Genomic DNA, 14,681 nt, shown 5'->3' on the forward strand with positions numbered 1-14,681 from the left:
TTCCTCCCCGCGGAAAGCGAGTGGAGTAAGCGCGCAATGGAACGAATTTTTCTTCCAACTTAACTCTTTAATAAGTAACAAAGTCGATAAATTAGATTTCGTTCGTCTTTTCAGGATCGTTTATAAGTTATGTCTCATCCTCTTTGTTTTTTGAAATGTAACAGCAATGACTAAAAATACTTTATTACTATCATGTTAGCCATCTTTTTTTCCTATTTATAAGCCGAAAAGCAGAAAATCTTGTGTATAATAATACGTATCGACAAAATTCTCCAAGAGAAAATAGGTTATTTTTTGATATAATCCTATAAGTAAGTTGAAGCAAGAAGAAGGTGGCAGTTATTAATAAGGTTGAAGTTAGAGTTAGACAATTTATAGAGGATATACAGCATCCTCAGCAAAAGAAAAAATTAAATGTAAATGTCTTGGAAAGCCAATTAAGAATACATATAGAAGACTATTTTGATATGGATGGGTATACATTGTTTCACGATGTTATCGAAAGACTCGTTGAAGAAAATATTCTTATACCTATACTAAATAAACAAACAAATGGCCGGCATCCAGCTTTGCCATTATTTTATTGGGTTAATATCAAAAAAGAAATCACTAAATGGGATCGTCTTGAGATGCTTAAGCTGAATGATCGATTTGATTTTTCTTATTATGAAAACCATCCGGAATGGCAAACGGAAGATGAATGGTTCAGGGTGAAAAATCTTTATTCGTTTCTAAAATCAAGTCAGGATAGACAAATTGTTTCGCTGGAAGAGCGGAGCCTTGAGCTTTTCGGGCATGAAAAATTTCTGACTGACTCTGATCTATTCCCTGAGGGAAAGGGATTTCTACAAAGAATTGGCGTTTCGATGGAAGAATTAAAAAGTATGAAGTTTGGAGAACCGTTTGTATTTTGGTTAAAGCCGGGTGTTCAGATAGCGGATATTAAACGAGTATTAATAGTAGAAAATCTATCATTCTTCCATACTTGCGTTCAATTGCTGGAAGAAGAAATATTAGATTACGAACCGGAACTGATTATTTATGGTGAAGGTAAAAAGATAGAAAGGAGCTTCTCCTTCTTCTTTAAACTTTTCCCGAAGGATTCCTCCTATTTATTTTATTATGTAGGTGACTTAGATGCAGAGGGCTACAGCATTTGTATGAGATTGATAGATAAATATCAAGACTGCACCATTCAGCCTGCTTTAAAAATCTACCGCAAATTGCTTGACTGCATGGATCAGGCAAATTCGGAGACAGGACAGGTACGTAATGAAATACACAGGGAACGATTCTTTTCCTGGTTCACGGAAGAGGAGCAAAACAGCTTAAATGAATTATGGGCTGCCAAAAACCGAATTCCGCAAGAGGTTTTAACGATTGAAACGTGGAGGAGATGGATGTGAACGAATCGTGGGAAGGCTTTTCTCAAAGGATGAAACGATTGAATCCTTTGTTCGAATTGGGAAAAGGAATGGAAATCGGTGAACTCAAGCCCTATATACAGACTATATTAATGCAAGTTCTACTGACCATGTTCTATCGTGAATTAAATGATGATGATGGCCGTAGAAAAACCGACATTTTACATATGGTTGAGGACAGCATTAAACAAATGAAGCTGACGGCTGATGAAAAGCAAATAGAAAGAATTACGAATGGTCTCTTATTTCAGGGGAAGGAAGAATACAGCAAGCCATTTGAATCCTTATATTTTGATGAAACGAGACAGGTATGGGATACTCAAACCTTTCGTTATGTGATGATGGATGAACTGTATACAAACCTGGAGATGGGTGGATCCATCGTTTATAAATTAACTGATGTTGCACAAGAAATGATTTTTATGAGTCGGGAAATGGCGGAAGAGTTCTCCATTACGATTGAACAGCTATACAGTATGCAGCTGATTAAAAATGGTAACTTCAAAAAAGCGACACGGAATTTAGATCACCTCATTTCGAGAGTGAATCGTTTAATGACAAAGGAATATTCCTTTCAGAAAGAGATGATGAACAACCCGAAAATTCTTCTCCTGGAGCAAGAACACCAGAGAGAGGAAAACAGGTGGGAGATTGAAGAACAATTTGAGGAGGAGAAAAATCATTTCCGTACCATCTCGTCTATGATTGAAAAAGCGAAACGTACGGAAGAAAATGGATTGGTTCAAAAAGAATTAATTCTTCTCCATGAAAAAATTGAACATACCAGACAGCTTCATGACCGGTTTGCAAAGCTGGTTATTCAAAATATTTCATATGAGATGAAATTAAAAGCAGAAAATCCTTCTCTATTTTGGGAAAACAGCCTTGTTTCATTCCGGGAGCATATTTATGAAAACTGGTTAATGAAAGAGGGAATTAAGGATTTCGATTTGATTGATCAAATTATTGGACCGTTGTTTTCACCCAAAAATGAATTTATTCTCCCATTGGACTGGATTTGGATGGAACAGGAATCGGCACATACTCTCCAAATAGAAGATACGAATCAAGATGAGGATGAAGAAGAAGAATTAATCAAGCGAGTAACAGATTGGTCCTCTGTTATTAAAGCATGGAAATATGTATTTGAGTATTTACAGCAATATGGAGAATTTTCATTAGCGGATTTAGCAGATATGCCTATGGAAGTACAGGATCAATGGTTTGAAGAAAGTGAAACGATTGATTTATGGATGTTGTTTGATAAAAAACCTCTCAAAATCATGTCTCCGACAAGGAAATTGGAAACATTGACGGATGAACGTGAAATCCTCCTTCATCGATTAATGAATGAATATCCACAATTTTTATCATTGGAAGGCCGTCATATTTATACGGAGTTTGATCATCGATCAGATCCAATCTATTGGTATGGGACCAAAATGACACCATTTAAAATTTGTGTCCGGGAGGAACTAAGAATAAATGAATAATGAGATTATAAAAAAAGCTTCGCATGTGTACTTTACTTTATTAAAAGAAAAAGTAATTGATGAAACGAGCGAGCATTTTCAAACCTACTATGAGCCGGAAGTCAGACAAACTGTCCTATTACTAGCAGATGAATCCGGAACCTATATTATAGAATCGCCTAAACGTATCCATTTAGTTGTACAGCCGGCAGGGTCAGTCTTTGCGACTAATTTTACCCATATGAAGGATAAGCATAAACAAATAGAAAATAAGAAGTATTTTAATTTAATGAGTGTCATCCTAATGGCTTTTTTGGCTATGGTGGATAAGAATCAGGCAGCCAGAATTCGGACAAAGCGTGAAGGGATAACCTATTATGCATTGGAACGCCAGGTTAATGAACTGATTACAAACTGGAATCGAATGTTAAAGGAGGACCCATCCTTTGGCGAGGAACAAGCCATTGATATGCCGGATATCGTGACTACATGGGTCCATATGGTCATAGAAACGGATGATTTCGGTACAAAGAAAGGGAACAGGCGCACGCGTATCGGACTGATTACGAGCGCTATGAGACTGCTCGAAACTGAAGGGCTGATTGTGATTTTGGACAAAGATGATATACCAAAAGCTGTTCCTAAAATGGAGTTATTTGAACGGATTGAATTCCTTTACCATGATTATGACCGTTATGAACAAATGAAGGAACTTATGAGAACGGAGGAACAGGAGCATGCCGAAAATCCATCGCATTAGAATCGTCGGACTGAAATATGACGGGATGCAAAAGCAATATAAGGACACAACCTTTGATTTTCACAATGAACAAACATCAACAAACGGATTAATCGCGATGATGAATGGTGGTGGAAAAGGGGTTTTCCTGCAATCCATCTTTCAGGTACTCAAACCGGGTACAGCATGGGGCAAACAAAATAATCGTTTTTACCAACAATTTTTCTTTAATAAAAAGGAACAATTTGCACCGTATACTTTCCACATATTAATCGAATGGGAACTGGATGGTTCTGACGGGCGCCATTTAGTGACTGGTGGTATGTTCTCTGCTGAGCAAAAGAAACTGCTGGATGAGGATCTCAATGAGGAAACGGGTTCAGATGAGCGAGAAGCCAAGATTGTTCCTAATATCACTTTTTATGCCAGAGAATTTGATCGTAAAGAGGATGTAGCATTAGAGCATATTCCTCTATACGAGAATGGGCAAGTTGCTGATCCGGAAGAACTGAAGGATTATTTTAAATGGAATGGATTCGATGTTTATCGAGACATAAAAAAACATTACCGCATTCTTGATACATATGGCATTAATCGAAAAGATTGGGACATTATGAAAGAGATTAATAGGGATGAAGGCGGAGTTGGTAAATATTTCGAAGGGGCGGAGGATGATCATTCCCTTTTTCAAAAGAGAATTATCCCGACGGTCAGCCAGGTATTAAATAAAGCTGAAGCTCAAAAGAATGACCTAATCGAAATCTTTAAAAGCCAGGCCAGTATCGCAAAGGATTTGCCGGTTTTACTTAAAAGAGAACAAGCCCACAAGGAATTTTTAGAGGATATAGTTCCTTTTGAAGATCATGTCAGAATTGGTGTAGAGCATGAAGAAATTGTACAAGCAAGTACGAAGGAAGGCCAGCAGCTCCTCGGTGCTTTGGAGCATGTCATTAAACAAGAAAAAGAAGAATTGATCTCACTAGAAACAGAGATTGAACAATTAACAAAGCAACTGTCTGTCCTACGCTTTGAAAAAGATAATTTGGAGTATGCCAAGGCCCATCAGGATGTACGTAAATGGGAAGAGCAGCTTCAGAAAAACAAAGAGAAACACGAACAGTTGAAGGAAGTTGTCGCTGAAAAACAAGCAATAAGGGACGAATTCACTTTCTCCTTGTTATTAAAGGAATGGAGTGAATTTGAAAATACGATTCTTAATCTGACTGACCAAATGAGTAAACTTGAACAAAACAGTGGATTAGAACAAGTGAATCAACGAATGGAAGAAATTAAAGCCGAGGTTACAGCGGAATGGGAAAAGGCCAATCTAGATATTGCCCAATCCAATAACCAGTACCATGCTTATAAAAAGTATCTGACTAAACGGATTAAAGAATCAAGTAGTCATGATAAACAAAAGACGATTGAAATTGCTAAATTAAGTGCGGAAATTCTTTCCATTCAGGATGAGCTTCAATCTTTTGAAGTGAAATCAAAGGATATGTCCACCCAATTTGGTGACCGCATCACATATGATTTATCTGGATTAATCAGTCATTTTAAACAAAATCTAATTCAGCTTCAGGAAGAGTTAAAACAACTGCAGGATAAGGATCAACAAACACAGGAGTTTCAAAATGAACTGTCTGGTTCCTTAGGAACATTACGTGAGTCACTGAAACATCTGAACTCCAAACGAGATAATTGGAAAGAGGCATACCAAAAGCAGGATTTAAAAGAATCCTCTATTTTAGAACGGATGAAATTAGTTTTGGATGATGTCTCACCATCCTTGACCCATGCTCTATTATCCAAATACGCTGCCGGAATTGAAGGTCAATTAACGCAGAATCAGGAAGAGAGTGAACAGGTTAAAAAAGAACTGTGGGAGAGTCAGCTAGACCATTATTTAAACGATGAGAATTTTTGGATTGCTAATCAGGATCTAAAAGAGTTTAAAGAGTGGATTGATGAAAAAACAGGAATAGATGTATTCTATGGGACACAGTACCTGCAATCATTGGATGAAGATGAACGTCTTCATCATCTGGAGTCCTATCCTCTTTTACCGTTTGGGTTAGTCGTAAGCCGGAATCAATGGGAAAAGATCAATCATCATCTTTTACAGGGAAGGCTATTTAAAAGCCCGGTACCTGTATATTTGAGAGAAGAGATGAATGGTACTCCGGTATCTTCTTTTGTTGTTTTGCACGGTGAGGAACATGAACTAATCACAAACCGTAATGAATTTATGAAATGGAAGATAGCAATTTCCAAGAAAATCGAAGAGAAAAAAGATGTTTTAGACGAGCTTGGAAAATCAGAGCGATCTCTTCGCCGTTTATATAACGAATTAAACAGAATGACGGATACAGATCTATGTGTAGATATTGCCAAATTCATTGAACAGGAAGAAAAGGAAATATCCAAGGCTGATACGGAATTAAAACGAACTGTTCAAATCCTCGATAAAGAAAAAGAATTACATGCTCAATTACGTGAACAACTCAATCAAAAGGTAGTGAGAATCGAGGAATGTGGAAAACATGTAGATGCATTGGAAGCATTTATTCTGGAAAAAGAAAAATATGAAGAACATAAACAATTACTTGAAGCTAAAGAAGTGCATAAAGCTACTCTTATTGCACAACAGGCTGAGATTGCCAAGGATTTAGATGAGCTGAACGATAGAAGTGCTCAATGGAATCAAACCTATTTGGAATGGAAATTGGCAATCGACCAGAGTATTAAGGAAATCGTGCAATTTGTTCATTCCGCTTCATTTCCACCTGCGGAAAAAATGGAGGGTAACGATGAAGTACCAAGCTTATCCCTGCATATATTAGATAAGATCATGGGGCAATTGAATGAATTAAAACTCTTGCAGCGCTCCAAGGAAGAACAGGCACAGGAATTACTTACATTAAAAGCTCAGAAAGAAGCCGAAATGTCTCAGAAGTCTAAATTGGAGAAGAAGCTAGCAAAGCAACATGAAGATTGGAGAGAAAGACCTGTACCTGATGAACCTATCAGTATATTAGAGGGTTTGCAGCAAACTGCTCAAAAAGAAGCGAAAGAAGCAGATAAAGAGGAGCGTAAGCAGGATAAGGAAGTAACCGTTGCGGAAACCTCTCTTAATCTGGCAAATGAACAAGCGAAAAAAGCACAGAAAAAGCTAAGCAAGCATGAACAAGAGCCGGAAAAATGGGAAGATCAGGATCTGGATGTTAAAGAGGTAGAAATTAAAGACCGAACTAAATTAACCAAAAAACAATTGGATCAGACTGAGAAGAAGTTGAAAGAGACAAACGAACGTATTAATGGATATGAGGGAGACCAATTAACATTATCCGTAATCCTCAAGGAAAATCCAGTACCTTATACAGATGAGGTCGTGGAGAGAATCAAAAATCAAGGAAAATCGTGTATATTAGCCTGGTGTGAAGCTCACCAAAACTTCCTTGAAGAAAAACAGGTTAAACATGCCAAGCTTGAACAATCGCTTCGTAAGCTAAAGCTGACGATTGAGGATAAAGATTGGGAGATTCGTTTTAAAAATGAAGTTTTGACCTCATTAGATCACATGGATACGCGCCATTACGCTTATATTGAAACCATTATTTCGAATATGAAACGATTTTCAAGAAGCGGTTTGGAGCAATTGGACCGTGATAAAGAACGAGCTGAAAAGGCGCAGGATTTCTGGGCAAGTCGTGCGAGTATGAAGGTTATGAGTATGTCCGATGCTATACGTTCCATGATTGCGAAAATGAAAATCAAAAATGAGCGTGGGACATTCCCGCTGGTCCAATTGAAGGAAGATCTATTGCCTAAAAATGCGGAAGAGGTGGAGCCACTTTTAAAGCAGCATTTCGTTATGGCAATTGATAAAATCACGAAGCAATTCGAGACAATTGATGACCATAATAAAGCGCTAGAGGTTGAAATCAAACAATTAATCAGTGATGAACAAATACTATTTGTTTCTCTTCGCAATCGTTTCCCTGAGTTGCTTGTTTATAATATGCGTACAGATAACGCGTTCAAGTATGGACGACCTCAGAAGGAACATTACTCAACCTGGAAAACCATTAACCAAGGTTCTAAGACGAAGTCAGACGGAAGCGGCGGCCAAAAATTATCTGCGCGGATGGTCATGATGATGATGCTCCTATCGGTTAAGAGTGAAGCAGATAACAGCTGGGTATCATTAGTATGTGATAATCCATTTGGTCAGGCGGCATCAGCGCACGTCCTTGATCCAATTTTTGCAGTGGCAGAAAAACTGAAATTCCAATTAATCGTTGTTACACCGCCTGAATTGGTGAAAACAGAGATCAGCCAGCGCTTTGACTCTTATTATAAACTTGATTTTGTCCGTGAAAATGGTAAAGAGATTGTGACAGATACAGTGGTACCTGCCTATCGAATTTATCAGGAAGAGGAAGTTTTAGAAAGTTAAATAGAAGACAAGGAGACTGCTGAAATTCTAAGCAGTCTCCTTTTTTACCATAACGGCTCTTCTTTATCAGTCAATTGTAAAAAAAGAGGCATTGATAATAAAACAACAAGCATCAACACTAATTCGATGATTATGACAAAAGTTAAAGATAAATTAAACAGTACCGTAATAGGAATTGTTATCAGCGGAAATAATACTACAATAGATGTGATTTTTCTTGAATACATGCTTTGGTATTGATTAGCTCCACAATCATTACATTTCATATTTTTGCGGAATGATGCTAATTTTTTAAATGAATCATTCCATGACCATTTGCTGCCGCAGTTTTGACAAGTTGGCACTGTAATTCCTCCTTTAATGAATATCCTTAAATCTCTAATAAAAAAATGGAGTGGGGTATGGAAATAAAGATGGAACTACATCCACCAAGCATCCTATTTGTAAATTCATATCTTTCATATAAATACAGAACCTGTATCTTTTTTGTCGAACACTTGTACAAATATATTATAGTATTTAATTCCATTTTATATAAAATCATTTGTAAGGTATAATTTAAGTATTCAGAAATATAAAGGAGGATACATAGATGGGAATTTTGGATGGGTTAATGGGTAATTCTTCAACAGTAAGTAAGGATGAAGTATCCAAATCTTTAAAAGAAGTATTGTTTCCAGGTGAAGAAGTTCAACAAGCTTACAAGTTAATCAGGGATATGATTGTTTTTACGGGCAACAGACTTATTCTTGTAGACATACAAGGAATGACGGGAAAAAAAATCGAGTATCATTCCATTCCTTACAAAAGTATCACTCATTTCAGTACAGAAACAGCGGGAACATTTGATTTGGATGCTGAGCTTAAAATTTGGTTATCTGGAGCAGACATGCCGATAACTAAGACATTCAAAAAAGGCAATAGCATTGAAGATGTTCAAAAATTGCTTGCGTATTATGTTTGTGGATAAATAAAAAAATAATCAATTAATAATGGGAGGGCGTTTTAAAACGCTCTCCCTTTTTTATTGTTCCTCTTACCTAATCCCATCATAACAAATACAATCCGTAGTCTTTTTGCTTCATATAATCATAAAAAACCATACTAATAAATAATCTTTTTTTGTATAAATTGTAAATAATGAAGGACATTATAAATTTGTGACGAATATTATAATATGTGTCTAAATTGTGAACGATATGAATACGTTTTACCAAACTGAACTAAATATTTTTGCCTAATTCTAATTATTAAAGCGCTTTCATTATTATGAAAGGGAGGAATTATAATGAATGATCAACAAATTGTAAAATGCGGAAAATGCCAAGGAAATCAAGTGAAAAAACTAATTACAGTCTCAGATATGATGTTTTTGGCTATTTTAATTGCGTGCTGCATTCCAATGCCGGGTTGGTATTTAATCCCGATATTTATGTTCATAGGCTTTTTGGATGTTAAAAAAGGCGGTTTCCGTTATAGCTGTACTGGATGCAAATCTAAGTTCAGAGTAACGAAGGAAATCAATGCTGCATTTACTGAGTTTTTTAGGGCTCAGAAGACACTAATTAAATAAGAAACAAATGAACGGGGACCAGTTAAATAGAAACTGGTCTCTTTTATTTATCTAACAAATACAGGAGTACTTGCGACTTAAGTTGTAGATCATATCATCCTTTGTCAGGACGTAAAAATTCTTGGTAATTAATATACTTAACACATAAACAACTGAACCAATTTAAAGGGATGGTGATATAAAAATGAGTACACTTTACATTTGTACAACTTGCGGGACACAAACGGACTGCTTAAATGACCCACCGGTGAAATGTTTAATTTGCAGTGAGGAAAGACAGTATATTAATCGTAATGGGCAGCAGTGGACAACAATGGAAGAGATGGTATCTTCAAAACAATTTAAAAATGAAATAAAGTATGAAGAAAAAGATTTGTACAGTATGAAAACAGAACCAGATGTAGGTATCGGTCAGACAGCATACATCGTTCAAAGCGATAATTTTACATTGTTATGGGACTGTATTACTTATATTGACCAATTAACCGTCGATAAAATTAAAAAAAAGGGTGGCTTACATGCAATTGCATTGTCACATCCTCATTACTATTCCAGTCAGATAGAATGGGCTGAAGCCTTTGATATCCCAATCTATATACACGAAGACGACCAGGAGTGGGTATTAAGAAAAAGTGAAAAAATTGTATTTTGGTCAGGAGAATCTTTAAAGTTGTCTGAAGGATTAATCCTTCACAGATTAGGTGGCCATTTTAAAGGTGGCGCTGTCCTTGAATGGAATAAAGGAAATCATCATAAAGGAATTTTGTTGACAGGAGATATTATTCAGGTGGTGGCTGATCGTAAATGGGTTAGTTTTATGTATAGTTATCCCAATCTGATTCCCTTGCCTGCTAAAAAAGTAATGGACATAGCCGATAAAGTAGCCAAAATGAACTTTGACCGGATTTACAACGCTTTTCATCGTATCATTCAGAAGGATGCCAAACAAGCCGTTCAAAAATCTGCTGAGCGATATATAAAAGCGTTAAATGGGACTTTATTTGAAACTTAAGTAGGACACGAAGAGAAATTTTTTTTTAGGAAAACTGTTATTAAATAAAACAACGCCTTTTAGTTATAGAACCCAAAAGGCTAGTAACAAACGTATGGCCACCCTTATTTAAGAACTGATACACGTCTTGTTCCCTATATTCATTTTAGTCGAGATAATTACAAGTAATTTCAATTGGCGAACCTGGCTTTAAGTTTAGTACTTAGCACTAAGATGTAATCATCTTGACTTATCTTGGAACTTTTGGCATCTGCTCCTATTTGTAAATTATCAATTAAGGTTACCGAATTATAATGAAATAAATACGTTAATTGAAGGATTTTTCATCAATTCGGTACTGATGACGTTGACTTTTCATTTTAGCATTGTGCTTCAGATAGTATTCAAATACTTCTCTTGTTGTATAAGTTGGAGTATATCCAAAAATGTTTTTCACTTTAGTGTTATCAAGAACAGGTCGATAGCGAAGGAAGTTAACCTGTTCCTCTCCATATTGAGTTAGGGATAATCGTTTTAAGATATAAAGAGCCCATTTTACGACTAATGCAGGGATCCGTATGACTGGCTTGTATAATATATAGGCAAGTTCATCGATTGTTAGCTTACCATCACCAGCAATATTAAAGATTCCTGTCACATCACCTGTAACGGCCCGTTCGAGACAGCAAGCGACATCATGATCCCAAATAAAGACGAATGGGCTATCAGATCCAGAGATGCCGATTAATGCTTTCTTTTCGAAGAGTGCGGTGATTTGGTTGTTCACTGTCTCGCCAAGGATGGTACCTATTCGGAAGATGACCTGTTCCAGCTCTGGGTGAGTTTGACGATATTGAGCTAATAACTGTTCAACCAACCTTTTGTGATAGGAATATGCAAACTCCTTGTTGCCCCGAATCGGCACATCTTCTGTAATCCAATCAGGATTGTCTGGATGATAGCCATATGCAGCACCGCTTGAGGAGACGATAAGACGTTTCACGCCATTGCTGACGCAAGCCTTTAGAATATTTTCTGTACCGAGAACATCAACGGAATATTCCAGTTCACGGTTGCTCTTTTTTCCTGGTGTAACGATAGAAGCCAGGTGGACGACCGTATCGATACGATATGTGGCCATAACCTTATGTACATCCTCTGAGCGGATATCGAGCTGTACATATTCTATGGTAGTGTCGGAATAAAATATAGGCTTTTCTTGAATATCAGTAGCGATAATGTGAATAGGTTTCCCGTTTTTTTCTGCCACAGATAGTCGTTGGACAAGAAGGCTTCCTAAATAACCTGCCGCGCCTGTTATGAGTACATTCATGTTTTCACACTCCTGGCTGATTCTTGGACGGTTTCTTTATGAGGTGGCCGCTTTGACCAATAAGTAGCAATGGTAAGCCCAGATATAATATGCCAGATTGCCCACCAGGCAGCTACTATGGCCATACCACCTAGTCCGTCAAAGAAATTAAAGATCAAAACAAGTCCTAGTCCTGAGTTTTGGATCCCGACCTCAATCGAGATGGCCCGACGATCAGCAATCGGAAGCCTTAACAGCGAGGAAGTGGTGTAACCAATGACTATGGCAAGTAAATTATGAATAAATACAATGATCGCAACCATCCCAATGAACTCAATAAAATATTTAAAATTTGCTGCCAGTGAAACGATGACAAAGCCTAGGAAGAAAACAATAGAAGCTTTTTTCGCCCATTTGTTGATTTGCTGGGCTTTTTCCGGATATTTATGATTGATATACATCCCGATAGCAAGCGGTAACCCGAGCATTAGAAAGATTGTCACTAGCAAGTCTTGCGGACTGATAGTAAAGGATTTGAGCAAACTATCTGTTGGTCCATAAAGAGAACCCCAAAGCAAGGTGTTAAAGGGAGTCATAAAAATAGCCAGTACGGTTGAAATAGCCGACATGCTGATGGATAATGGGGTATTACCTTTAGCTAAGTAGGTCAAGAAGTTAGATAAATTGCCGCCCGGACAAGCAGCTACCAAAAATAATCCTAGAGCGATACTTGGTCTTGGCTGTATGATAAGAACGAGTATATATGTAAAGGCCGGAAGCAGGATAAATTGACAAGACAGTCCAATGAGTGTGGGTTTTGGCTTTTTAATACTTTCTTTAAAATCTGCTAATTTTAAGTCCAAAGCGACCCCAAACATGATAAACCCGATTAAGATATTCATAATTGTCAGTGAAGTTGCGTTGAAATTTAATTGGATATCATCGATATTCATGCTATTTACCCCTTGGTTCAGCATGCATTTCTTTAAAATATTTTAAGCCTGGTGCCCACATATGCTTGACTGGATCTACATCAGCATGAATAACCGAACAAATCCCACTTCGGATTGAACGCTCAAGGGCCTCGCGGAATTCATTTGGATTATTTGCATATTCCCCATGTGCACCCATGCTTTCAGCTAACTGTTGAAAATTGATATTGCCCAGGTCTGTATTAATGCTTTCTTCAGGGCTGAGGGTTTTCTTGATTAAGGTCTTAATTGGCTTCATGGCTATATGCTGATTAATTTTTACCATTCCCCATTGACGGTCGCAAAGAACGATATATATAATATGCAAGCCATTCCGCACTGCTGTTTCAATCTCTTGTGGATGAAAGCCCATTGCTCCATCACCAATGATGCAACATACAGGTACATCTGGCTTAGCAGCAGCTGCGCCGAGCGCCTGACCGACACCTGCCCCGAGCATCCCGAATTTAAATGTCGAAATGACTGTTCCAGGTTCTGTAACCTTATAATAGAAATTTGTCCAAATGGCTGTATTGCCGCCATCAATAACAAGTGGTGATTCTTTTGGAAATACCTCACTGCATATAGCAGGAATATGAGCTGAGTTCATCGGAGTGGCATGATCATTTAGATGTTCGTTAAGCTTATCCCTGTGCTTTTGCTTATCTTCAAGGTATTTGGATAGCAATGCTTCGCGCTGGAGGTAGTTCAATTGATCCTTAAAGGGAAGAAGTCGTTGATATAATTTTTCTAAAAAGATTTTTACATCTGAGAGAATGCTGACCTCAGTTGGCTTATTTGCGCCGAGAATAGAAGGATCTAAATCGACTTGAATTACCTTTTGGTTAGGATTCCAGTAAGGTGCTTTTCCCCACCAATCTGTTTCTCCTATCCTTGAGCCTAACACTAAAAGCACATCTGCTTCATTGCGAACCTTGTTATTAGCCTCAATATGAACCATTGGTAGCATAAGGCGGTTATTCTCTGAAATAGAGCCTCGACCGGCCCAACTTGTTGTAATCATCGATTGTAATAATTCCGCAACCTTCTCAAGCTCATTGAAGGCGTGTGCATGAATGACTCCGCTGCCAGCATGAATAACAGGAAATTTGGCTGATATAAGCAGTTCAACCGTTTCATCTAATTGTTGTTTATTTGGTTCAGGTGGTTGGGTTACACGGTATTGGCTAGCCCTCCAAAATGAAAGGTCACATTTCACTTTCGTATTGAGAATATTTTCCGGTATATCAAGATGAACGACTCCTGGGCGTCCTTCGAAACATTTTCTTAAGGCGGTGCGGAGCATTTCTGGAATCCTATCGAATGAAGGAACTGCTTCGCTCCATTTCGCAATCTGGCCAATCACGGCTGTCTGATCAAAGCATTGATAGGTGCCTCCACGGTCAGGGTACATGATGCCGGTCCGCCTAGCACTGGTAATGACAAGTACCCGGTTACCTTCTGCCTGCTCGACAACCAATCCAGGGAGGATATTGGCTACTCCCGGCCCATTGCTGGCCATGCAAACTCCAAGCTTACCAGTCAATCTGGCATAGGCTCCAGCCATGTGGGCTGCGCTCGTCTCATGGCGTGGAGAAATCAATTCAATACCATGGTTCTGTAAGTTTGAATAAAATCCAAAATAAGTTCCATCTATAATGCCAAATAATTTTTCAACATTCTCAAGGCTTAACATTTTTGCAATGACTTCGCCGCCACTCATTTCAGCCATAATAT

At 37.8% G+C, this 14,681-nt stretch carries 11 protein-coding genes; 7 read left to right on the top strand and 4 right to left on the bottom strand.

All coding sequences use genetic code 11. From position 1 onward, the window contains the following. The first annotated feature begins 332 nt into the window (after positions 1 to 332). Genes FHY45_RS11430 through FHY45_RS11445 form a run of 4 tightly spaced genes read left to right on the top strand, consistent with a single transcriptional unit; the run spans position 333 to position 8,097 of the window. Positions 333 to 1,406 (top strand): Wadjet anti-phage system protein JetD domain-containing protein, encoded by a 1,074-nt coding sequence (locus FHY45_RS11430; RefSeq protein ID WP_139891908.1) that lies wholly within the window; start codon positions 333 to 335, stop codon positions 1,404 to 1,406. Continuing rightward, the gene (locus FHY45_RS11435; protein WP_257469040.1) at positions 1,397 to 2,917 is read left to right on the top strand and encodes a hypothetical protein; all 1,521 of its coding nucleotides are present in this window, start codon (positions 1,397 to 1,399) and stop codon (positions 2,915 to 2,917) included. Before FHY45_RS11430 ends, FHY45_RS11435 begins: the two co-directional genes overlap by 10 nt. After that, a complete protein-coding gene (locus FHY45_RS11440; RefSeq protein ID WP_139891910.1) occupies positions 2,910 to 3,656 on the top strand; it encodes a DUF6063 family protein in 747 nt (248 codons plus the stop codon). Before FHY45_RS11435 ends, FHY45_RS11440 begins: the two co-directional genes overlap by 8 nt. Beyond that, positions 3,634 to 8,097: a coiled-coil domain-containing protein gene (locus FHY45_RS11445; protein ID WP_139891911.1), complete on the top strand. Its 4,464-nt coding sequence runs from the start codon at positions 3,634 to 3,636 to the stop codon at positions 8,095 to 8,097. The genes FHY45_RS11440 and FHY45_RS11445 overlap by 23 nt, the downstream gene beginning before the upstream one ends. Positions 8,098 to 8,141: 44 nt before the next feature. Here the strand turns inward: FHY45_RS11445 and FHY45_RS11450 are convergent, their stop codons facing one another. After that, on the bottom strand, positions 8,142 to 8,441 hold the full coding sequence (locus FHY45_RS11450; RefSeq protein ID WP_139891912.1) for a TIGR04104 family putative zinc finger protein: 300 nt from the start codon (positions 8,439 to 8,441) through the stop codon (positions 8,142 to 8,144). A gap of 248 nt (positions 8,442 to 8,689) precedes the next feature. On the opposite strand from FHY45_RS11450, the gene FHY45_RS11455 reads away from it, so the two are divergent. The 3 genes from FHY45_RS11455 to FHY45_RS11465 all read left to right on the top strand — a co-directional run bounded on the left by FHY45_RS11455 (position 8,690) and on the right by FHY45_RS11465 (position 10,682). Next, the gene (locus FHY45_RS11455; protein ID WP_139891913.1) at positions 8,690 to 9,067 is read left to right on the top strand and encodes a PH domain-containing protein; all 378 of its coding nucleotides are present in this window, start codon (positions 8,690 to 8,692) and stop codon (positions 9,065 to 9,067) included. A gap of 318 nt (positions 9,068 to 9,385) precedes the next feature. Beyond that, positions 9,386 to 9,670, top strand: a complete 285-nt coding sequence (locus tag FHY45_RS11460; RefSeq protein ID WP_139891914.1) for a hypothetical protein — start codon at positions 9,386 to 9,388, stop codon at positions 9,668 to 9,670. 184 nt (positions 9,671 to 9,854) lie between these two features. Beyond that, positions 9,855 to 10,682 (top strand): hypothetical protein, encoded by an 828-nt coding sequence (locus FHY45_RS11465; RefSeq protein ID WP_139891915.1) that lies wholly within the window; start codon positions 9,855 to 9,857, stop codon positions 10,680 to 10,682. A 307-nt stretch (positions 10,683 to 10,989) separates the two neighbouring features. Here the strand turns inward: FHY45_RS11465 and FHY45_RS11470 are convergent, their stop codons facing one another. From FHY45_RS11470 to FHY45_RS11480, 3 genes are read right to left on the bottom strand one after another with little or no spacing between them, the layout of a single operon-like run. After that, positions 10,990 to 11,994, bottom strand: a complete 1,005-nt coding sequence (locus FHY45_RS11470; RefSeq protein WP_139891916.1) for an SDR family oxidoreductase — start codon at positions 11,992 to 11,994, stop codon at positions 10,990 to 10,992. Continuing rightward, the gene (locus FHY45_RS11475; RefSeq protein ID WP_139891917.1) at positions 11,991 to 12,926 is read right to left on the bottom strand and encodes a bile acid:sodium symporter family protein; all 936 of its coding nucleotides are present in this window, start codon (positions 12,924 to 12,926) and stop codon (positions 11,991 to 11,993) included. The genes FHY45_RS11470 and FHY45_RS11475 overlap by 4 nt, the downstream gene beginning before the upstream one ends. Before the next feature lies 1 nt (position 12,927). Continuing rightward, complete coding sequence (locus FHY45_RS11480) at positions 12,928 to 14,676, bottom strand: thiamine pyrophosphate-binding protein (RefSeq protein ID WP_139891918.1); 1,749 nt, start codon at positions 14,674 to 14,676, stop codon at positions 12,928 to 12,930. Between the last annotated feature and the right edge of the window lie 5 nt (positions 14,677 to 14,681).

The sequence above is a fragment of the Bacillus sp. D386 genome (assembly GCF_006346415.1).